This is a genomic window from Kosakonia cowanii JCM 10956 = DSM 18146 (assembly GCF_001975225.1).
Lineage (GTDB): Bacteria > Pseudomonadota > Gammaproteobacteria > Enterobacterales > Enterobacteriaceae > Kosakonia > Kosakonia cowanii.
The window spans coordinates 3,928,803-3,948,184 of record NZ_CP019445.1; the positions used below are offsets into that span (position 1 = coordinate 3,928,803).

The window sequence follows — 19,382 nt, forward strand, 5'->3', positions numbered from 1 at the left end:
CCGGTGTTAACTCTGGATAACTTTTTATCACGCTTTCAGCTGATGCGCCCGCAGCTTAATGCCGCCACCCTGAATGCGCGCCAGGCGGCGGTGCTGGTGCCGATTGTACGGCGTAAAGAACCGGGCCTGCTGCTGACGCAGCGCTCAGCCATGCTGCGTAAACATGCCGGCCAGGTCGCCTTTCCCGGCGGCGCGGTCGACAGCACCGACGCCTCGCTTATCGCCGCAGCGCTGCGTGAAGCGCAGGAAGAGGTGGCGATCCCGCCGGAATCGGTTGAGGTGATTGGCGTCCTGCCGCCGGTGGATAGCGTGACCGGCTTTCAGGTTACGCCGGTGGTCGGCATTATTCCGCCGGATCTCCCCTGGCGTGCCAGTGAGGATGAAGTGGCGGCGGTGTTTGAAATGCCGCTTGCCGAGGCGTTGCGGCTTGGGCGTTATCACCCGCTGGATGTGCATCGTCACGGTAATGCCCACCGGGTATGGTTATCCTGGTATGAGCATTATTTTGTCTGGGGCATGACGGCGGGGATCATCCGCTCGCTGGCGCTGCAAATCGGCCTGCGGCCATAAGCGCTATACTCTGTTTTGCGCACTTTGTGACGGCGAACTCGCTATTAGTTTAATAGAGGCCAGCGATTAGTTTAATTCATGTGAATAGTTAACCTGCTGGCACCCTTCCCTCTTACACTATGCGCAGTTATTACATCGTTACTGGAAACCCAGTAACCCTGTCAGGAGTGTAAATGTGATTAGTCTATTCGACATGTTCAAAGTGGGAATTGGTCCCTCCTCTTCCCACACTGTTGGCCCGATGAAGGCCGGGAAGCAGTTCGTCGATGATCTGGTCGAAAAAGGATTGCTGGAAAACACTACCCGCGTTGTGGTGGATGTTTACGGCTCACTCTCCCTTACCGGGAAAGGACACCATACCGATATCGCCATTATTATGGGTCTGGCGGGCAACGAGCCGGCCACTGTCGATATTGATGCGATCCCGGGGTTTATCCGCGATGTGGAAAACCGTGGGCGCTTGCTGCTGGCGCAGGGTCGCCATGAAGTCGACTTCCCGCAGAACGACGGTATGCGTTTTCACAGCGATAACCTGTCGCTGCACGAAAACGGCATGCGCATTACCGCCCTGAACGGCGATGACGCCGTTTACAGCAAAACCTACTACTCCATCGGCGGCGGCTTTATCGTTGATGAAGAGCATTTTGGTAAAGAGACGCTCGACTCTGTCGCGGTGCCCTACCCGTTCAACTCTGCGACGCAGATGCTTGAGTACTGCAAACAGACCGGGCTTTCTCTCTCCGGAATGGTGATGCAGAACGAGCTGGCGCTGCACTCGAAAAAAGAGATTGAAGAGTACTTTGCTAACGTCTGGACGACCATGCGCGCCTGTATCGATCGCGGCATGAACACCGAAGGCGTGTTGCCGGGTCCGCTGCGCGTGCCGCGTCGCGCCTCTGCGCTGCGCCGCCTGCTGGTCTCCAGCGATAAGCTCTCCAACGATCCGATGATCGTCGTGGACTGGGTCAACATGTTTGCGCTCGCTGTTAACGAAGAGAATGCGGCGGGCGGTCGCGTCGTGACGGCTCCGACCAACGGCGCCTGCGGTATCGTGCCGGCGGTGCTGGCCTATTACGACCACTTTATTGAGTCCGTCAGCCCGGATATCTATATTCGCTACTTCCTCGCTGCCGGGGCGATTGGTGCGCTCTATAAAATGAACGCCTCGATTTCCGGTGCGGAAGTGGGCTGCCAGGGCGAAGTGGGCGTTGCCTGCTCGATGGCGGCGGCAGGTCTGGCTGAGCTGCTGGGCGCAAGCCCGGAGCAAGTTTGCGTTGCCGCAGAGATTGGTATGGAGCACAACCTCGGTCTGACCTGCGATCCGGTCGCCGGCCAGGTGCAGGTTCCCTGCATTGAGCGTAATGCCATTGCCTCGGTGAAGGCGATTAACGCCGCGCGGATGGCGATGCGCCGCACCAGCGCGCCGCGCGTCTCTCTCGACAAGGTTATCGAAACCATGTACGAGACCGGAAAAGATATGAATGCCAAATACCGCGAAACCTCGCGCGGTGGTCTGGCCATCAAAGTGCAGTGCGACTAAACTCACCGCCCTCAGCGCCGTTCAACCGAACGGCGTTTTTTTTACCCGCTACGCCACAGATCAAGAATATTCCCCGCCGTTTGTGCATAAGCTGAGCAATTTCCCGCTACACTTCAACTGTGCTGGCATGGCAATCAGGCCAGGGATATTACAGGCGATCGGCGCATGCAAACGGCTCAGCGGATCATTAAAAGCTATCGACAGCGGCGCGCCACGGTCTGCGTGCTGGCGGGCATTGTCGCGCTGATATTGACCCTCGCTTTTCGCTTTGTTTCCGAGCGTAACCTCAACCAGCAACGCGTTGCCTCTTTTACCCATCATGCAGTGGTCAACTTTGATCGCCTGCTGCTGCCGCTGGAATCGACCCGCGAGATGGTTTCGCCGCTGGTCGGCAAACCCTGTGACGGGGTGCACCTGCAACTGCGCAAAATCGCTGCCAGCCTGCAGACGGTTCGCTCCATTACGCTGGTGCACGATGGCATACTTTACTGCTCGAGCATTTTTGGCGATCGTCACGTTCCTGTTCACCAGCTCCAGCCGAGCCTGCCGGCGAAAACCACGCTGCAGGTCCTCTCAACGGATAAATCTCTGCTGAAAGATCGCCCGGTGCTGATCGTCTGGTTCCCCACCGCCGCAGACGGGCAAAGTGGCGTGATGGAAGTGGTCAATATTGAACTGCTCAGCCGCTTAATGCTGGAGCCGCAGCCGCCGCTCATCACCCGCGTTGCGCTCTCTGTTGCCGGGCGGCATCTGGTGCAGGGAAAAGGTCTGCTGGAGACCCTACCGCTGGCCGACGATGAGAAACGCTATCAGCGCACCTCGCAATTCTTCCCGCTTTCAGTGAGCGTGAGCGGCCCGGGTGCTACACGGCTGGCGCTGCAACATCTGCCCTCACAGTTGCCGCTGGCGCTGATGATTGCGCTATTAACCAGCGTGATTACCTGGTTTACCACTGCCAGCCGCATGAGCTTCGCCCGCGAGATTAACCTTGGCTTAACCGGTCGCGAATTCGCCCTCTTCTGCCAGCCGGTGCTGCATGCCCAGAGCCTGAAGTGCGTCGGCGTGGAGATCCTGCTGCGCTGGCACAATCCCCGTCAGGGCGCGATTTCGCCGGAGGTGTTTATTCCTATCGCCGAGGCGCAGCATCTGATCGCCCCGCTGACCCGCTATGTACTGATTGAGGTGCAGGCGCACCGCCATCTCTTTCCGGCCGACGCCCATTTTCATATCGGCATTAATGCCGCCCCCAGCCATCTGCGCGATGGCGAGTTACTGAAAGATCTGCACCGTTTGTGGTTTGTTCACCATCCGGTTCAGCAGTTGATCATTGAATTGACCGAGCGCGATGCGCTGCAGGATGTTGATTCGCGCATGATGCGCGAGCTGCATCATAACGGTGTAAAGATTGCGATTGATGATTTCGGCACCGGCAATAGCGCCCTGAGCTGGCTGGAGAAGCTGCAACCGGACATTCTGAAAATCGACAAATCCTATACCGCGGCGATCGGCACCGATGCGGTGAACTCCAAGGTGACCGACATTATTATCGCGCTTGCGCAGCGGCTGGATATTGAACTGGTGGCAGAGGGGGTAGAAACCCCGCAGCAGGCGCAATATTTGCGTCAGCAGGGGGTGCAGTCACTACAGGGATATCTGTTTGCACAGCCGATGCCCATTGAGGATTTCCCGGCGTGGTTAGCCGGGAATGCGACGCCAGCCGCGCATGACGATCGGCTGGCTCCGCTGATGACGATTGAGGATCACTCCTCTTCGTCGTGAGCCGGTTGCTCTTTAACAATACGCACCAGATCGACCCGGTAGTCGTTCGCTTCCATCACGGTGATATGCAGCGGCGCAATGGCAAAGGTTTCGCCCACCGGCGGGATCTGCCCACGCGCGGCAATGACAAGGCCCGCAACGGTGGCGATATCTTCCTCTTCATTGACGAAGTTATCGAGATCCAGCGTGTGCTGCAGCGCATGCAGGTCGGTAGTGCCTTTCACCAACCAGCCGTCGCCGTCGGCAATGATTTCCGGTGTTTCATCCGCATCGGGGAATTCACCGGCAATCGCCTCCAGCACGTCCAGCGGTGTTACCAGCCCCTGAACCACACCAAACTCATTGGTGACAATCACGAAGCTACCGCGCGCGCGGCGTAATACCGCCAGCAGCTTGATTGGGTCGAGGGTTTCCGGCACCACAATTGCCGGCGATTCAGATGCGATAGCGGCAACATCGACGCCCTCTTCCAGCGACACCAGCAGCTCTTTGGCGCGCACAATACCGATCACTTCATCCAGTTCGCCACGGCAGACCGGGAAGAGGCTGTGCGGGGAAGAGAGTAGCTGTTGACGGATCTCGTCAACGCTCAGATTGGCATCCACCCAGCTGATATCCCCGCGCGGCGTCATAATGCTGCGCAGCGAACGGGACGCCAGCGTCAGGACGCCGTTGATCATATAGCGCTCCTCTTCCGCAAACGCGCCTTCCGGCACCGTTACCGAGGCATCGCTGTCCGTCTCGGTTTGCGTCGTATTCTGACGACGACCACCCATCAGACGCACAATCGCATCCGCGGTGCGCGCACGCAGCGGCAGGCGCGACTGGTTGCGCAGAAAGTTACGGCGCGCAACCTGGTTAAAGAACTCAATAATTATTGAGAAGCCAATCGCGGCGTAGAGGTAGCCTTTCGGAATATGAAAGCCAAAGCCCTCTGCGACCAGGCTCAGACCAATCATCAGCAGGAAGCTCAGACAGAGCACCACGACCGTCGGATGCTGGTTCACAAAGTTGGTCAGCGGCTTCGAGGCCAGCAGCATTACCGCCATAGCGATTACTACCGCCGCCATCATCACCGGCAGGTGATTAACCATACCGACAGCAGTAATTACCGCATCGAGGGAGAAGACCGCATCGAGAATCACGATCTGCGTCACCACCACCCAGAAGCTGGCGTAGCCTTTACCGTGTCCGCCATCGTGATCGCGGTTTTCCAGCCGTTCATGAAGCTCCGTAGTGGCCTTAAACAGTAAGAAAATACCGCCGAACAGCATGATTAAATCACGGCCGGAGAAGGTAAGGTTCCACACAGAGAAGAGCGGCTGGGTGAGCGTCACCATCCATGAGATCAGCGACAGCAGACCAAGTCGCATCACCAGCGCCAGTGACAGACCGATTAAACGCGCTTTATCGCGCTGCTTCGGCGGCAGTTTATCGGCAAGAATGGCAATAAAGACCAGGTTATCAATACCCAGCACGATTTCCAGCACAACCAGCGTCAACAAACCGATCCAAATCTGCGGATCCATTAAGAATTCCATGACAGGCTCCTGTTCATGAAAACAGTATACGGCGCGCGAAAATGCGCAGGCGTGATGACATTGACTCTATTTGAAAGGGGGGAATACGTGGCGCGGGACGGCCATAAAGTGAACTGACGTCGGTGACGATCCATACGATGGGCTACTGCCCTTTACTCCTGGTAACTTAAACGGAGGTTAAACATAGCAAAGAGCCTGGGTAGCTGGCAAAGATTTACCAGACTTTGCAAAATGTATGGATATTTTGCGCCACAAAATTTCATTTTTATGAAAGCTAAATTACGGATCTTCATCACATAAATTATTTTTTCACTCTCTAAAATAATTCGCGAAAGTTCCTAAACTTCTCTTTGAGTTTATCTCTGAATCGATTCGCTTTTTTGGTGCCGATTCACAATACATCCATCGCGTGGATGTTAACGACAAGAATAAGGAGGTAGCAAGTGACTATTGCTATTGTTATAGGCACACATGGTTGGGCGGCAGAACAACTGCTTAAAACCGCCGAGATGCTGCTCGGCGAGCAGGAGAATGTCGGATGGATCGATTTTGTTCCCGGCGAGAACGCGGAGACGTTAATCGAAAAGTATCAGGCGCAGCTGGCAAAGCTGGATACTAATCAGGGCGTGCTGTTTCTCGTTGATACATGGGGTGGCAGCCCGTTTAATGCCGCCAGCCGCATTGTCGTCGATAAAGAGCATTATGAAGTGATCGCCGGCGTCAACATTCCGATGCTGGTCGAAACCCTGATGGCGCGTGATGACAACCCAACCTTCGATGAGCTGGTAGCACTGGCCGTCGAGACCGGACGCGAAGGCGTGAAGGCGCTGAAAGCACAGCCGGTGGAAAAACCTGCTCCCGCTGCGGTTCAACAGACGGCAGCACCGAAAGCCGCTACCCCTGCTAAACCGATGGGGCCGAACGACTACATGGTCATCGGTCTGGCGCGTATTGATGATCGCTTAATTCACGGCCAGGTCGCCACCCGCTGGACCAAAGAGACCAACGTCACCCGGATTATTGTCGTCAGTGATGAGGTTGCCGCCGATAACGTGCGCAAAACGCTGCTGACGCAGGTCGCACCGCCGGGGGTAACGGCTCACGTTGTCGACGTCGCAAAAATGATCCGCGTCTATAACAACCCGAAATATGCCGGTGAACGCGTAATGCTGCTCTTCACCAACCCTACCGATGTCGAGCGCATCGTCGAGGGCGGCGTAAAACTTACCTCGGTCAATATTGGCGGTATGGCTTATCGTCAGGGTAAAACCCAGGTAAATAACGCTGTTTCCGTCGATGAGAAAGATATTGAGGCGTTTCGCAAACTCAACGATCGCGGCATTGAGCTGGAAGTCCGTAAAGTTTCAAACGATCCGAAACTGAAAATGATGGATTTGATCAGCAAAGTGGCGAAGTAACCGCGACGACCTGATTGACTCAGTTTTCACACTTACGTCTGATTTAGCTATAGGAGAAGTACAATGGAGATTACCACTCTTCAGATTGTGCTGGTGTTCGTCGTCGCATGTATTGCCGGTATGGAGTCGATACTTGACGAGTTCCAGTTCCACCGTCCGTTGGTGGCATGTACGTTAGTCGGTATCGTTCTTGGTGATATGAAAACCGGTATCATTATCGGCGGTACGCTTGAGATGATCGCGCTTGGCTGGATGAACATCGGTGCGGCAGTCGCGCCGGATGCCGCGCTGGCGTCGATTATTTCCACCATTCTGGTCATTGGCGGCCACCAGAGCATCGGTGCCGGTATCGCACTGGCGATCCCGCTGGCAGCAGCAGGTCAGGTACTGACCATTATTGTGCGTACCATTACCGTTGGTTTCCAGCACGCGGCAGATAAAGCCGCAGATAACGGTAACCTTACCGCGCTGTCCTGGATCCATGTCTCCTCCCTGTTCCTGCAAGCGATGCGTATCGCCATCCCGGCGGTGATTGTGGCTATCTCTGTCGGTACCAGCGAAGTGCAGAACATGCTCAACGCCATTCCGGAAGTGGTGACCAGCGGTCTGAATATCGCCGGTGGCATGATCGTGGTGGTCGGTTATGCGATGGTCATCAATATGATGCGCGCAGGCTATCTGATGCCGTTCTTCTACCTCGGCTTCGTGACCGCGGCATTTACTAACTTCAACCTTGTTTCGCTGGGTGTGATCGGTGCCGTTATGGCCATTCTCTACATTCAGCTTAGCCCGAAATATAACCGCACTGCAGGCGGCGCTGCACCAGCGGCTGGTGCCAACGATCTTGATAACGAACTGGATTAACAGGTGAACGACATGGTTGATATGACGAAAACTCCGACTGAGAAAAAGCTCACCCAGAGTGATATTCGCAGCGTGTTCCTGCGTTCTAACCTCTTCCAGGGCTCGTGGAACTTCGAACGTATGCAGGCACTCGGCTTCTGCTTCTCGATGGTACCGGCGATTAAACGCCTCTATCCGGAAAATAACGAAGCCCGCCGCCAGGCGATTAAGCGTCACCTGGAGTTCTTTAACACCCACCCTTACGTTGCCGCGCCGGTGCTTGGCGTGACGCTGGCAATGGAAGAGCAGCGCGCGAACGGCGCAGAGATTGACGATGGTGCCATTAACGGTATCAAAGTGGGTCTGATGGGGCCGCTGGCAGGCGTTGGCGACCCGATTTTCTGGGGTACCGTGCGTCCGGTCTTTGCAGCACTGGGTGCCGGGATCGCCATGAGCGGCAGCCTGCTCGGCCCGCTGCTCTTCTTCTTCCTCTTTAATATTGTGCGTCTTGCCACCCGTTATTACGGCGTTGCGTACGGCTATCGCAAAGGGATCGATATCGTTAAAGATATGGGCGGCGGCTTCCTGCAGAAACTGACTGAGGGGGCGTCAATTCTCGGCCTGTTTGTGATGGGGGCGCTGGTCAACAAATGGACGCACGTCAATATTCCGCTGGTGGTATCGGAAATTACCGACCAGACCGGGAAAACCACGGTGACCACGGTGCAGACCATCCTCGACCAGCTGATGCCGGGTCTGGTGCCGCTGCTGCTGACCTTCGCCTGTATGTGGCTGCTGCGTAAAAAAGTGAACCCACTGTGGATCATTGTCGGCTTCTTCGTAATTGGGATTGTCGGCTACGCTATCGGCCTGCTGGGCCTTTAAGCGACGTTGTCATAACCGGGGGCGTAATTGCTCCCGGTTTTTTTATTTAAGGAGATGAGATGTCGATTACGGATAGCGTGCTGCTGCTGTTTGTCGCCGCCCTGCTGGCTTTTGCGCTCTATGACGAGGTGGTGATGCCCCGTCGCAAAGGCGAAACGTTGCTCACCGTTCCGCTGCTGCGCAGAAGCCGTACCGATGGCGCCATTTTTGTCGGCCTGCTGGTTATTCTGATTTATAACAACAGCGTTAACGGTGGTTCATCATTAACCATGTGGTTATTATTTGCGCTGGCGCTGCTGGGTATTTACCTTTTTTGGATCCGCGCCCCGAAAGCCATCTTTAAATCACAGGGTCTCTTCTTTGCTAATGCCTGGATTGAATATAACCGTATTAAAGAGATGAATTTATCGGAGGATGGCGTACTGGTAATGCAATTAGAGCAGCGGCGGTTACTAATCCGTGTACGAAATATGGACGACCTCGAAAAGATCTACAGAGTAATGGTTAAAACTCAATAAGTTAAACAATACTCACCTCATTTCACCCTGCACAAAAAAGAGGCTTTAATATAGCCTCTGCTATATTTCTCATAAGAAATTACCTATGTTTATTAACGTTATTTTCACGTCACAAGCTAAATGACAATCGTTATCGGCGGGCAGCACCATCAATATTCTTCTGCTGTTGTTTTATATTCTAAAAATATGGTAAGGTGCGTCCGTCGTTGGGGAGTAGCCGATTTCCGCCCTGCGGAAATGTACGTGTCAACATACTCGTTGCAAAACGTGGCACGTACGGACTGAATATTTTCAGTCAGGCGAGACCATTGACACACCAACTGCTGTTTACTGGGGGCAGTGGTGTGTTATATGGAACTCCCGGTCAGGACGCACAGATGAACTTATCCGCCACCCTGCTTCTCGCCTTCGGTATGTCGATGGATGCCTTCGCCGCCTCTATCGGTAAAGGTGCGACGCTCCGCAATCCTAAATTTTCCGACGCCCTGCGTACCGGCCTTATCTTCGGCGCAATTGAAACCTTAACCCCATTACTGGGCTGGGGTCTCGGCATGCTCGCCTCACAATTTGTGCTTGAGTGGAATCACTGGATCGCGTTCGTGCTGCTGGCGTTTCTTGGCAGCAGGATGGTGCTGGAAGGCGTGCGCGGTAACGATGATTGCGACGCGGAAATGCCGCACCGCCACGGTTTCTGGTTGCTGGTCACCACCGCGATTGCTACCAGCCTGGATGCAATGGCGGTTGGCGTCGGGCTCGCATTCCTGCAAGTCAATATCCTCACTACTGCGCTAGCCATCGGCTGCGCCACTCTCATCATGTCAACTTTAGGCATGATGGTAGGCCGGTTTATCGGCCCGCTACTCGGCAAACGCGCCGAGATCCTCGGCGGCGTCGTGCTTATTGGTATCGGCGTGCAGATCCTTTATAGCCACTTTGCTGGCTAGCTTTCCCGGCGTAAGCAATGGATGGTGAAATCCGTCTGGCAGCGAAACGTTTTAGTCGCTGCCAGCTGTTGCCACACTTCTGGCTTTGCCCGCCAGGCAAATGGCGTCATTTGCAGGAGCGCAACCGCCTCTTCACCGGTCAGTTCCATTTCATAAGCGAGTGACTGTTCGGAAAGAATCGTAAATCCTTCAATCTCACCGCTGTTTGGCGCGTGCAGCTGCACCTCATCATAAATAAGCCCCTTCAGCTCCATTAAATGGCGCGGCCCGGGTGCTGCGGTGATCACCACGCCCTGCGGTTTCATCACGCGGGCAAGCTCCTGCGCTTTACAGGGTGCATAAATGCGCACCAGCCCATCAATGCTGTTATCGTCAAAAGGCAAGCGGTGGCTGGAGGCTACGCAGAACATCACCTGCGGATAGCGTTTTGCCGCTGCACGAATCGCCGCTTTCGAGACATCAAGGCCTACGGTTTGCGCACCGCGCGCGCGGCCTACCCCGGCAAATGCCTGCGTGTAGTACCCTTCCCCGCAGCCGATATCGAGCAGCGCCGTCGCTTCTGCCGGCAAAGTCTCTTCAAATAAGCTGCAGATGGTGTCCCGCAGCGGCTGATAGTGTCCGGCGTCGAGAAAAGCACGGCGTGCCTGCATCATTTCGGCGTTATCACCGGGATCGCGCGAGCGTTTATGCTGAACGGGCAATAAATTGACGTAACCCTCTTTGGCGATATCGAACTGATGCCGCTGCGGACAGATAAATGCGCGCTCGTGGCGGCTTAACGGTGCGTGGCAAAGGGGGCAACTGAATGGCATAAACACTCCGGGGAGACTTTTTCAAAGGGCGAAGTGTACCGTCAAATGTTGCGGCAGGGAAAATAAAAAGCCCCGCACAATGGCGAGGCTTGATGACTGACATTGATACGCGAAACGCGTTTCAAGCTCAGAGGTGTCGAAATCAGATAGCAGTTACGTTAACTGCAGCCGGGCCTTTCTGACCGTCCTGAATTTCAAACTCAACGTTCTGGCCTTCAGCCAGAGTTTTGAAGCCGTTACCCTGGATAGCAGAGAAATGTACGAATACATCTTTGCTGCCGTCAGCCGGAGTAATGAAACCAAAACCTTTAGACTCGTTGAACCACTTAACTTGACCTTTAATCTTTGCCATTTGCAAAATTCCTTAATGTATATACTTCGCCCGCAGGCATTGACTGAGAAAACTGAGACATTACTGCTTGAGGCACTAATATAAGGTTCGGCAGAGAAGCTGTATTCAACGAAACGTTTTACTCAGGACTTCTTTACTGAAAATGCCACACATAAACAGAACTGTACCTCGATTGACCCACAACGTGTTATCACATAATACGTAAACTATGGCAAGCCATTTTTAGATATGTCTCGATCCACCGCACAAATTCTAAGGGTATCGAAACAACCACTGTTCATTTATTCACTTCAATGACCGTTATAGCAGCCGCTGCAGCAGCAGGTTTACCCGATAAACGTAGACCATTTCTTTCGATTCATCAAGCAGTTCCATGCAGCTTAGGTGCGGTTGAACCCCTCATGCGTTTCGCTTATATACTAAGAACTTTCTGCGAATAGTTATGCTGTTTATTCGATTAGGAAGATTCTTAAATGATTAATGATCTGGGAAGAAACTATTGCTCAGGTTAACTATGAATAATTACTGAGCGAATAAGCACAGGCGTGCACCAAAATAATGAAATTATGATGACACTGCATCATTTGAAGGCAATAAAAACGTTTCGCGTAAATCAGAACCGCACAATTTTAATACGGCTTACTTTTTATGGCGTTCGGCTTAAATTACCGCAGGGATAAATATTGACCAATTTTCAGGATCCTGAAGTTAGCATTTTCCTGTTCCGCTTCGCTTAAAGCGCGCTGCAACTCCTGCACCGGCTCATCCAGTGATTCATCAGCCAGTTCAAATACGCCCCAGTGGATGGGAAAAGCCAGCGGTGAACCTAATTGCTGCCACAGCGACACCGCACTTTGTGGATCCATATGATTTATCGACATGAACCAGCGCGGTGCATAAGCACCAACGGGCAGTGCGAGCGCATCAATTTTTCCAACACGCTGCGGGATCTGCAGAAGTTCTGTGCTGTAGCCAGTGTCACCTGGAAACCAAAAACGCAGTGCGCGCGTTTCAATCACCCAGCCGCACCATAATGAGCGGTTGCGATCCCACGGTGTGCGCATGCTCCAGTGCTGAGCGGGAACGGCGGTTAAATGTAAATCGTCCAGCGAGGCTTGCTGCCACCAGTCCAGCTCAATGACAAAACGCGCGCCGAAGCGACGGAGCGTGTCACCCAACCCGAGAGGGACAAAAAGCTTTACCTCAGGAAACCGGCGAAGCAGTGCGCGGATTGTCCAGCGGTCCAGATGATCGTAATGGTTGTGAGAGATAAGAATGGCATCCAGAGCGGGGAGATCGTCAATGGATAATGCAGGCGGCGTGCGCCGCTGAGGCCCGGCGAAACGCAGCGGGGAGGCGCGTCGGGAAAAAACGGGGTCGGTGAGCAGATATTTCCCCTGCATACGCAGAAGCACAGAGGCATGCCCAAGCCACCAAAGGCCATCGTCACCCGGCGCTATCTCGGCTTTTTGCCACCAGGCCTGAATAAAAGCGTCATATCCTGCTGCAGGTGGCCGGGGAAGCCCGGCAGCTTTGCGTTCCTGACGCCAGCGTTTTACATCGCCGGGTTGATGCGCCGTGGCAGTCGGGTTACAAAAACCGTCGGGCGTATGATGGGAGAGCGCGGGATTATACCAGGGGTTTTTCCAGGCCATCTCTCCCCTCCTTTCAGGTTATCGTTCAGCCACCAGCCGGATAAACTCCTCGTCTTCACCCTTAGCCTTATTTTTTTCGACTTCGGGAAGAGCAGCTTTTTCCGGCTCATTCGCTTCACAAAGACGGCGCAGCAGCGCATTTTGCCGTTTTTGCTGATCGAGCAGCGCTTCCAGCAGTTCAATCTGCTCGTTCGTACGTGAACTGGCACGATTGATAAAGAACCACAGCACCAGACCGATAACCAGAACCACCACAGAAACCAGCATAGACGCAAAATTTAACGCGCCAGAATTTAAGATTTCGTTCATTTCACACCCTCAAAGTAGACGCAGCATTTTACCACTGGCACTCAGGAAGGAAATCTTTCACTGCAGAAATGCGCTTACCAGGGGATGAATTTATTGATGACACAGATGCCGCTGAAAAATTGTACATCCTGATCGCACATCACATTGATCATTTGAGTCCATAGCAGCAGGCAGACCACCACCACGGCAATCAGCAACAGCCATCTAAATTTTCTCACTCCACTCTCCGAAACATTTCAAGGTGTAACCACACTAGCATGGCTTCCTTAAACAGCGGGTAACTGTACCCCCTTTCGGTATTTTTAGGAATGCGTGACTTGTTTCAATCAATAAAAGACGTAGCCTTAATGACAGACTTAATCGATGTGCAAGGAGCAAACATGCGTACACTTATTCGAGGCGTCATCGTTGTCGCGCTGCTGTGGACTGGACTCTTACTGAGCGGTTATGGCGTGCTAATTCACAGCAACGAAAATGCAGCAGGCCTTGGCTTACAGTGCAAATACGTGACCGCGCGTGGTACCAGCACGGCGCAATATGTTCATTCAGACAACGGATTTTTTGGCCTTGCCAACTGCCCACTGATGCGTAAAAGCGATAACGTCATTGATAACGGCTGATTTTTTCCATGAAAAAGCCGCCCCACGGGGCGGCTTTTTTGACAATTATCAGAACGGATAATCGTTATAACCCATCTGTTCAGAAATTTTACGCGCTGCCTGATGCAGCATTTCCACGTATTCGTGCAGGCGCTCTTCGGAGAAACGCAGGGTCGGGAAAGAGATACTCAGACCGGCGATAACCACGCCAAAACGGTCAAACACCGGTACACCGATGCAGCGTAACCCCTCTTCCTGCTCTTCGTTATCTTCGCCGTAGCCCTGCTGGCGCACGATATCCAGCATCGGCAGCAGATCTTCGGTGCTGGTAATGGTGCGATCGGTGCTGCGCTTATATTCAACGCCTTCCAGAATCTGTTTCACTTCATCGCGATCGCGCCAGGCCAGCAGCACTTTACCAATCGCGGTGCTATAGAGCGGATTACGACGACCGATACGCGAATACATGCGCAGGTTATACATCGAATCGATTTTGTGAATATAAACGATGCTGTCTTCATCGAGAGCACCCAGATGGATGGTCTCTTTCGTCAGGCGAGAGAGTTCACGCATCTGGATATCCGCGCTGCGGATTAAATCAACGTTTTGCAGTGCACGCGCGCCAAGTTCAAATAACTTCAGCGTCAGGGAGTATTTCTCTGACTCCCCTTCCTGTGCTACGTAGCCTAACGATTTCATGGTCTGCAAAAAGCGATAAACGGTGCTTTTTGACATCATGACGCGCTGTGAAAGCTCGGTAATGCCGATTTCACGCTCTTCACCCAAAGCCTGCAGAATGCCAAAGACCTTCAGTACAGAAGAGACAGAATCTGGCTGCTTGTCCAAATCCGCGATTGCCATTAATTACCTCATCGCCTGTGTTTTATAAAAATCAGAATAGGTTTTTATTATAAATTCGTCGACCATCCGCCGCAATGCGCGAATGCCGGGTTCGTTACAAATCTGCGACATTACGCCTGAAAGACGCTGATGCCGCGTTCGGAGAAATAATTACGCGATAATCTGCTGGATTAACTGCGTACAACCCATACCATTCCTGCCGGTGAGCGCTGGTGACAAACAATAAAAAAGCGCGTCAATGGACGCGCTTTTATGAGTTGTTATGACGTTATTTGAGGTAGGCGCCTGAGCGCAACGCTTCAATACGTTTATCCAGCGGCGGGTGCGTCATAAAGAGTTCGCTCAGCGACTTTGACTTACCGTTAATGCAAAATGCCATCATGCTGCTCGCTTCCTGTGGTTCATAGCTGGTTTTCAGCCTTTGCAGCGCAGCGATCATCTTCTCGCGTCCTACCAGTCGGGCTGAACCCGCATCGGCATGGAATTCACGGTAGCGGGAGAACCACATGGTGATGACGCTCGCCAGAATACCAAATACCAGTTCGAGCACGGTCGCGACGGCAAAGTAGACCAGCGGGTTACCGTTGCTCTCTTCGCCCTCATCACGGTCTCCGCCCATGAAGCCAGCGGCAATCTGGGCAATAATGCGCGAGATAAAGATAACGAAGGTGTTCACAATGCCCTGAATCAGCGTCATGGTCACCATGTCACCGTTGGCAATATGGCTGATTTCATGGGCGATGACCGCTTCGGCCTCATCGCGGCTCATGTTTTGCAGCAGGCCGGTACTGACGGCGACCAGGGAAGCATCACGGCGCGCACCGGTGGCGAAGGCGTTAATATCCGGCGCGTGATAAATCGCCACCTGCGGCATCGCAATGCCTGCCTGGCGAGACTGCTGCGCAACGGTATCCATCAGCCAGCGCTGCATATCGTTGGCTGGTTGCTCAATGACTTCACCACCTACAGATTTCAGCGCCATCCATTTCGACATCAACAGCGAAATGAACGAGCCGCCAAAACCGAACAGCAGCGCCATAATCATTAACCCCTGAACGCTGCTCGACTGAATGCCCGTCAGGCTAAGCACAAGGCCGAACACCAACATGACAGCCAGGTTAGTCAACAGGAAGAGCGCGATTCGCATCATAATTTTCTTTTAACCTCGATTTAACAAAACGCACTATGCGGTTATCCACATCGTATGGGCGTGCGGGCTATTTTCAAGCAACAATGCTGCGTAAGTCACGAGAAAAACACAACTTTACACTTTGTAGCAGGATGCTTACGAGGACGGGAGGTTGTTAAAAAAACAGGCACAATTTCTTGTGCCTGTAGGGAGGAGTGACTACTTAGCAGACGCGGCTGATTCAGCGGGCTGATCTTTTTCAAGATGTGCGAGATCGAGAGCAATATGCACCGTCTCATCAAGATAGGGATCCGGCTCCTGATAATCCTTCGGCAGATCGTCCAGTTTCTTCAGCGGCGGCTTGCCTTCACGCTTGAAGCGATCGTTGAGGCGCGAGAGACGAATAGCATCATCCTCGGCATTCTCTTTTTCACGCTGCGCCAGGTTCAGCGACACCATATCGCGTTTTGCTTTAAGAGCTTCAAAACGCGCGATGTCCTTATTGATGTACTGGAACTCAGGATCTTTCGCGATACGCTCATCATGTTTTTTCAGCAGCTCAGGACCGAAAGGTTTCAAATCGCCGGCACGCACAAAGGTGGCAGCATTGATGCTGTCCCACGGCAGTGCGTTATCCTCGAATTTTTCCCCGGTTTCCGTGACCTGCGTGCCTGTTGGCATGATGATATCCGGCGTTACGCCTTTACGCTGCGTACTGCCGCCGTTCACACGATAGAATTTCTGGATGGTGTACTGCACCGAACCCAGCGCTGGCCATTCCGGGCGCAACATCTGATCGTAGATACGGTTGAGGGAGCGGTACTGCTGCACGGTGCCCTTCCCGAAGGTTGGTTCGCCGACAATCAGCGCACGACCATAATCCTGCATTGCTGCCGCAAAAATCTCCGATGCCGAGGCGCTGAAGCGGTCAACCAGCACCACCAGCGGCCCTTTGTAGTAAACCACGCCATCGGTATCGCTATCTTCACGCACTTTGCCGTTGTTATCGCGCACCTGCACCACCGGGCCGGACGGGATAAAGAGGCCGGAGAGCGACACCGCTTCCGTCAGCGCCCCGCCACCGTTAGCGCGCAGATCGATAATCACGCTCTTGACGTTCTGTTTTTCCAGCTTTTGCAGTTGCACTTTCACGTCATCGGTCAGCCCGACGTAGAAGCCAGGAATATCCAGCACGCCGACTTTTTCTTTACCGACGGTTTTAACGGACATTTTCACTGCGCGATCTTCAAGGCGGATACGCTCGCGCGTCAGCGTAACAATGCGCGTTTTGGTCCCCTTGCCCGCAGGCAGGATCTCAAGGCGCACTTTGCTGCCTTTCGGCCCTTTAATCAGCGCAACAACATCATCAAGACGCCAGCCGATAACATCGACCATATTCTGCCCGGTCTGACCAACGCCAACGATGCGATCGCCAACGCTAATCGCTTTGCTCTTCGCCGCCGGACCACCGGCAACCATCGAGTTGATCACCGTATAGTCATCATCGCCCTGCAGCACAGCACCGATCCCCTCAAGCGAGAGGCTCATTTCGGTGTTGAACTGCTCGGTATTGCGCGGCGACAGGTAGTTGGTGTGCGGGTCGATTTCACGCGCAAAGGCGGTCATCGCCAGCGAGAAGACATCTTCGCTGTTGGTTTGTGCCAGACGGCGAATGGCGAACTTATAGCGACGAGAGAGCGTCTCGCGGATCTCTTTCTCATCTTTACCGGTGAGCTTGAGGCTCAGTTCGTCATATTTAACCTTGCTGTCCCACAGCGCATTCAGCTCGGCCTCATCTTTTGGCCACGGTGCTTTGCTGCGATCGAGGTTAAAGGAGTCGTTACCGGTGAAGTCCATCGGCCGCTCCAGCACCTTAAGCGCGTACTGATAGCGCTCGAAACGGCGCTGCTGCGCTTTATTGTAGAGGTCGTAAAAGACGTCCAGCTTGCCGCTGCGCAGTTCATCGCCAATCTCGTTTTTCTTCTGCGAGAACTGCTCAACGTCGCTGGCAAGCAGGACGTTGTGGCTGTAATCAAGCAGATTAAGATAGCGGGTGAAAATCTTCGCAGAGAAGGCGTTGTCGAGATCGAACTGGCGATAGTGGGAGCGAGTAAAACGCGAAGTGACGCGCTCGCTCACCGTCGCGTGCTGCGTCTCTTCTTTTAACACCGGGATTTGATCGGCCCGGGTAATATCTTCCACAGCCAGGGCGTGGCCTGTTACGAGTAACAGGCCTGCCAACGCTGTGCGCTTAAACAAAGTGTTCATGCCAGGCCAGGCCTCCGTTTCAGAACAAGAGATGTTCTGCGCGTACAATCATCGACATACCCGAGCTAAGCTGTACGCGAACGCCGTCTTTAGTGATTTCAAGCACGGTTGCGCTCATCGCGTTATTGCCCGCTTTCACTTTCAGGTCCTGACCCACGCTCAGCACGGAGATATCAGAAACTGGCGTATGGCGCTCTTCCTGCTGCGGTGCGCGTTCGCGCTGCGGTTTAGCCGCCGGCTTATCGGCGCGAGGCTTGCGTTGTTCTGCGCCCTCTTTACGGCGCGGAGCCGGACGAGGTTTGCGCTCACGACGCGGTGCGTCTTCCTGACCAGCAGCAGCGGCAGCTTCACGTTTTTTGGCTTGTTGCTCAGCGCGTTGCGCCTGAACACGCGCTTTCGCTTCTTCAAGCTGCTTGCGGGCATGCTCAACGTGTTGCTCATCCAGCACGCCACAGGCGTTGCCGTCCAGATCGACACGCGTCGCGCCAGCTTTGATACCGTACAGGTAGCGCCAGCTCGAAGTATAAAGACGTAAAGCGGAACGAAGCTGGGTTTTACTGAGATTCATCTCACCCTCAACACGCGCCACTAAATCCTGAAAGATACCGATTTTCAGGGGCGTGCCTCGCCTTCAGCACTGAAACAGTGAGGGAAACGTTCGGCCAAAAAAGCGATCACTTCTTTACTGCTATTCAACTTAGGTTGATTTTCCATGAAATTTCCTGATTACAACGGACGTTGCCAACAAGCGCAGGCATGAACAGGCGTCATTATAATGACGCTAACAGTAAATGCTACGTTATCCGTTGATTATCCTGCGACAGTCGCAAAGAATTTTTGATAATCGGTTGCCGCAAGGCACTGTTCCAGATGAGAAACCAGCTCGCGCAGGCCCTTTTCATCCTCTTCGCTAAAGCGAGAAAATTCGACGCTGTCGATGTCCAGTACGCCAATGATCTGACCACTTACTGTGATCGGCAGCACAATTTCAGAGTTACTGGCCGCATCACAGGCGATATGCCCGTCAAATTGATGAACGTCCTCAACCCGCTGCACACGGTTTTGCGCGACCGCGCTACCACAGACACCGCGCCCGACAGGAATGCGGACGCAGGCGATTTTGCCCTGGAACGGCCCTAACACCAGCGTGTCGCCTTCCAGTAAATAAAAACCGGCCCAGTTGACCCCATCCAGACGTTCAAACAGCAGCGCGCTGGTATTAGACAACGTCGCTAGAAAACTGGTTTCACCTGCCATTAATGCCTGAAAATCGCGGTTTAAGTCCGCGTAAAACTCTGCTTTGTTCATTATCCAACCACTTTGGTGTCTTACTGAGTAAACGGCTAAGCCTAATAAAAT

The 19,382-nt window shown here is 53.6% G+C and carries 20 protein-coding genes, 2 pseudogenes and 1 riboswitch; of the genes and pseudogenes, 9 read left to right on the forward strand and 13 right to left on the reverse strand.

The annotated features are described in order from the left end of the window. Positions 1-42 precede the first annotated feature (42 nt). The 3 genes from BWI95_RS18575 (at position 43) to BWI95_RS18585 (ending at position 3,889) form a co-directional block, all read left to right on the forward strand. A complete protein-coding gene (locus BWI95_RS18575; protein ID WP_233631454.1) occupies positions 43-570 on the forward strand; it encodes a CoA pyrophosphatase in 528 nt (175 codons plus the stop codon). 175 nt (positions 571-745) lie between these two features. Further along, the gene (gene sdaA, locus BWI95_RS18580) at positions 746-2,110 is read left to right on the forward strand and encodes an L-serine ammonia-lyase (protein WP_076770013.1); all 1,365 of its coding nucleotides are present in this window, start codon (positions 746-748) and stop codon (positions 2,108-2,110) included. A 165-nt stretch (positions 2,111-2,275) separates the two neighbouring features. Further along, entirely contained in the window at positions 2,276-3,889 is a 1,614-nt protein-coding gene (locus BWI95_RS18585) for an EAL domain-containing protein (RefSeq protein WP_076770014.1), read from the forward strand. Here BWI95_RS18585 and yoaE read toward each other — a convergent pair. Together yoaE and BWI95_RS24070 are read right to left on the reverse strand one after the other, a co-directional pair. Further along, positions 3,871-5,430: a CNNM family cation transport protein YoaE gene (gene yoaE / locus BWI95_RS18590; RefSeq protein WP_054803643.1), complete on the reverse strand. Its 1,560-nt coding sequence runs from the start codon at positions 5,428-5,430 to the stop codon at positions 3,871-3,873. The genes BWI95_RS18585 and yoaE overlap by 19 nt on opposite strands. Then, positions 5,418-5,564, reverse strand: a complete 147-nt coding sequence (locus BWI95_RS24070) for a protein YoaL (RefSeq protein ID WP_415859150.1) — start codon at positions 5,562-5,564, stop codon at positions 5,418-5,420. Before BWI95_RS24070 ends, yoaE begins: the two co-directional genes overlap by 13 nt. A 309-nt stretch (positions 5,565-5,873) precedes the next feature. Between BWI95_RS24070 and manX the strand changes: the two genes are divergently transcribed. The 5 genes from manX (at position 5,874) to mntP (ending at position 10,038) form a co-directional block, all read left to right on the forward strand. Next, positions 5,874-6,848 carry a PTS mannose transporter subunit IIAB gene (gene manX / locus BWI95_RS18600; RefSeq protein ID WP_054803642.1) on the forward strand — a complete coding sequence of 325 codons (975 nt, stop codon included), beginning with the start codon at positions 5,874-5,876 and terminating at the stop codon, positions 6,846-6,848. A 63-nt stretch (positions 6,849-6,911) separates the two neighbouring features. Then, a complete protein-coding gene (locus BWI95_RS18605; RefSeq protein WP_054803641.1) occupies positions 6,912-7,712 on the forward strand; it encodes a PTS mannose/fructose/sorbose transporter subunit IIC in 801 nt (266 codons plus the stop codon). A gap of 12 nt (positions 7,713-7,724) precedes the next feature. Next, positions 7,725-8,576, forward strand: a complete 852-nt coding sequence (locus BWI95_RS18610) for a PTS mannose transporter subunit IID (RefSeq protein ID WP_023480044.1) — start codon at positions 7,725-7,727, stop codon at positions 8,574-8,576. A 59-nt stretch (positions 8,577-8,635) separates the two neighbouring features. Further along, a complete protein-coding gene (locus tag BWI95_RS18615; protein WP_076770015.1) occupies positions 8,636-9,094 on the forward strand; it encodes a DUF986 family protein in 459 nt (152 codons plus the stop codon). Between the two features lie 196 nt (positions 9,095-9,290). Further along, a riboswitch (yybP-ykoY riboswitch) is annotated at positions 9,291-9,465 on the forward strand. Positions 9,466-9,471: 6 nt separating this feature from the next. Then, positions 9,472-10,038, forward strand: a complete 567-nt coding sequence (gene mntP, locus BWI95_RS18620; protein ID WP_076770016.1) for a manganese efflux pump MntP — start codon at positions 9,472-9,474, stop codon at positions 10,036-10,038. Here the strand turns inward: mntP and rlmA are convergent. The 6 genes and pseudogenes from rlmA to mgrB form a co-directional block, all read right to left on the reverse strand. After that, on the reverse strand, positions 10,035-10,850 hold the full coding sequence (gene rlmA / locus BWI95_RS18625; RefSeq protein ID WP_076770017.1) for a 23S rRNA (guanine(745)-N(1))-methyltransferase: 816 nt from the start codon (positions 10,848-10,850) through the stop codon (positions 10,035-10,037). The two genes, mntP and rlmA, sit on opposite strands and share 4 nt — an antisense overlap. Before the next feature lie 142 nt (positions 10,851-10,992). Next, positions 10,993-11,202, reverse strand: a complete 210-nt coding sequence (cspE, locus tag BWI95_RS18630) for a transcription antiterminator/RNA stability regulator CspE (protein ID WP_001062678.1) — start codon at positions 11,200-11,202, stop codon at positions 10,993-10,995. 12 nt (positions 11,203-11,214) lie between these two features. Next, positions 11,215-11,355, reverse strand: a pseudogene (locus BWI95_RS23395) (DUF2627 domain-containing protein). Positions 11,356-11,867: 512 nt separating this feature from the next. Continuing rightward, positions 11,868-12,857, reverse strand: coding sequence for an MBL fold metallo-hydrolase (locus BWI95_RS18635; RefSeq protein WP_076770018.1), 990 nt, complete (start codon positions 12,855-12,857; stop codon positions 11,868-11,870). A gap of 18 nt (positions 12,858-12,875) precedes the next feature. Continuing rightward, positions 12,876-13,166 carry a YebO family protein gene (locus BWI95_RS18640; protein ID WP_076770019.1) on the reverse strand — a complete coding sequence of 97 codons (291 nt, stop codon included), beginning with the start codon at positions 13,164-13,166 and terminating at the stop codon, positions 12,876-12,878. A gap of 74 nt (positions 13,167-13,240) precedes the next feature. Further along, positions 13,241-13,384 carry a PhoP/PhoQ regulatory lipoprotein MgrB gene (gene mgrB, locus BWI95_RS18645; protein WP_023480134.1) on the reverse strand — a complete coding sequence of 48 codons (144 nt, stop codon included), beginning with the start codon at positions 13,382-13,384 and terminating at the stop codon, positions 13,241-13,243. A gap of 162 nt (positions 13,385-13,546) precedes the next feature. Here mgrB and BWI95_RS18650 point away from each other — a divergent pair, with 162 nt between their 5' ends. Next, on the forward strand, positions 13,547-13,786 hold the full coding sequence (locus tag BWI95_RS18650; RefSeq protein ID WP_054803640.1) for a YobH family protein: 240 nt from the start codon (positions 13,547-13,549) through the stop codon (positions 13,784-13,786). Positions 13,787-13,834: 48 nt separating this feature from the next. On the opposite strand, the gene kdgR is transcribed toward BWI95_RS18650, so the two are convergent. The 5 genes and pseudogenes from kdgR to BWI95_RS18675 all read right to left on the reverse strand — a co-directional run bounded on the left by kdgR (position 13,835) and on the right by BWI95_RS18675 (position 19,331). After that, positions 13,835-14,626, reverse strand: a complete 792-nt coding sequence (gene kdgR / locus BWI95_RS18655; RefSeq protein WP_042715774.1) for a DNA-binding transcriptional regulator KdgR — start codon at positions 14,624-14,626, stop codon at positions 13,835-13,837. Positions 14,627-14,894: 268 nt separating this feature from the next. Further along, positions 14,895-15,776, reverse strand: coding sequence for a protease HtpX (gene htpX / locus BWI95_RS18660; RefSeq protein ID WP_054803639.1), 882 nt, complete (start codon positions 15,774-15,776; stop codon positions 14,895-14,897). 198 nt (positions 15,777-15,974) lie between these two features. Beyond that, positions 15,975-18,023: a carboxy terminal-processing peptidase gene (prc, locus tag BWI95_RS18665; RefSeq protein ID WP_054803638.1), complete on the reverse strand. Its 2,049-nt coding sequence runs from the start codon at positions 18,021-18,023 to the stop codon at positions 15,975-15,977. A gap of 19 nt (positions 18,024-18,042) precedes the next feature. Then, positions 18,043-18,737, reverse strand: a pseudogene (gene proQ / locus BWI95_RS18670) (RNA chaperone ProQ). A 96-nt stretch (positions 18,738-18,833) separates the two neighbouring features. Next, positions 18,834-19,331, reverse strand: coding sequence for a GAF domain-containing protein (locus BWI95_RS18675; protein ID WP_054803637.1), 498 nt, complete (start codon positions 19,329-19,331; stop codon positions 18,834-18,836). Positions 19,332-19,382 lie beyond the last annotated feature (51 nt).

What these genes read in the sequence shown, in the direction of transcription:
- BWI95_RS18650 (WP_054803640.1), top strand. Translation starts at nt 13,547, where the DNA reads ATGCGTACACTTATTCGAGGCGTCATCGTTGTCGCGCTGCTGTGGACT.
- BWI95_RS18575 (WP_233631454.1), top strand. Translation starts at nt 43, where the DNA reads ATGCGCCCGCAGCTTAATGCCGCCACCCTGAATGCGCGCCAGGCGGCG.
- BWI95_RS18615 (WP_076770015.1), top strand. Translation starts at nt 8,636, where the DNA reads ATGTCGATTACGGATAGCGTGCTGCTGCTGTTTGTCGCCGCCCTGCTG.
- BWI95_RS18675 (WP_054803637.1), bottom strand. Translation starts at nt 19,331, where the DNA reads ATGAACAAAGCAGAGTTTTACGCGGACTTAAACCGCGATTTTCAGGCA.
- BWI95_RS18640 (WP_076770019.1), bottom strand. Translation starts at nt 13,166, where the DNA reads ATGAACGAAATCTTAAATTCTGGCGCGTTAAATTTTGCGTCTATGCTG.
- mntP (WP_076770016.1), top strand. Translation starts at nt 9,472, where the DNA reads ATGAACTTATCCGCCACCCTGCTTCTCGCCTTCGGTATGTCGATGGAT.
- cspE (WP_001062678.1), bottom strand. Translation starts at nt 11,202, where the DNA reads ATGGCAAAGATTAAAGGTCAAGTTAAGTGGTTCAACGAGTCTAAAGGT.
- rlmA (WP_076770017.1), bottom strand. Translation starts at nt 10,850, where the DNA reads ATGCCATTCAGTTGCCCCCTTTGCCACGCACCGTTAAGCCGCCACGAG.
- kdgR (WP_042715774.1), bottom strand. Translation starts at nt 14,626, where the DNA reads ATGGCAATCGCGGATTTGGACAAGCAGCCAGATTCTGTCTCTTCTGTA.
- BWI95_RS18605 (WP_054803641.1), top strand. Translation starts at nt 6,912, where the DNA reads ATGGAGATTACCACTCTTCAGATTGTGCTGGTGTTCGTCGTCGCATGT.
- BWI95_RS18610 (WP_023480044.1), top strand. Translation starts at nt 7,725, where the DNA reads ATGGTTGATATGACGAAAACTCCGACTGAGAAAAAGCTCACCCAGAGT.
- htpX (WP_054803639.1), bottom strand. Translation starts at nt 15,776, where the DNA reads ATGATGCGAATCGCGCTCTTCCTGTTGACTAACCTGGCTGTCATGTTG.
- yoaE (WP_054803643.1), bottom strand. Translation starts at nt 5,430, where the DNA reads ATGGAATTCTTAATGGATCCGCAGATTTGGATCGGTTTGTTGACGCTG.
- BWI95_RS18635 (WP_076770018.1), bottom strand. Translation starts at nt 12,857, where the DNA reads ATGGCCTGGAAAAACCCCTGGTATAATCCCGCGCTCTCCCATCATACG.
- prc (WP_054803638.1), bottom strand. Translation starts at nt 18,023, where the DNA reads ATGAACACTTTGTTTAAGCGCACAGCGTTGGCAGGCCTGTTACTCGTA.
- BWI95_RS24070 (WP_415859150.1), bottom strand. Translation starts at nt 5,564, where the DNA reads ATGGATCGTCACCGACGTCAGTTCACTTTATGGCCGTCCCGCGCCACG.
- BWI95_RS18585 (WP_076770014.1), top strand. Translation starts at nt 2,276, where the DNA reads ATGCAAACGGCTCAGCGGATCATTAAAAGCTATCGACAGCGGCGCGCC.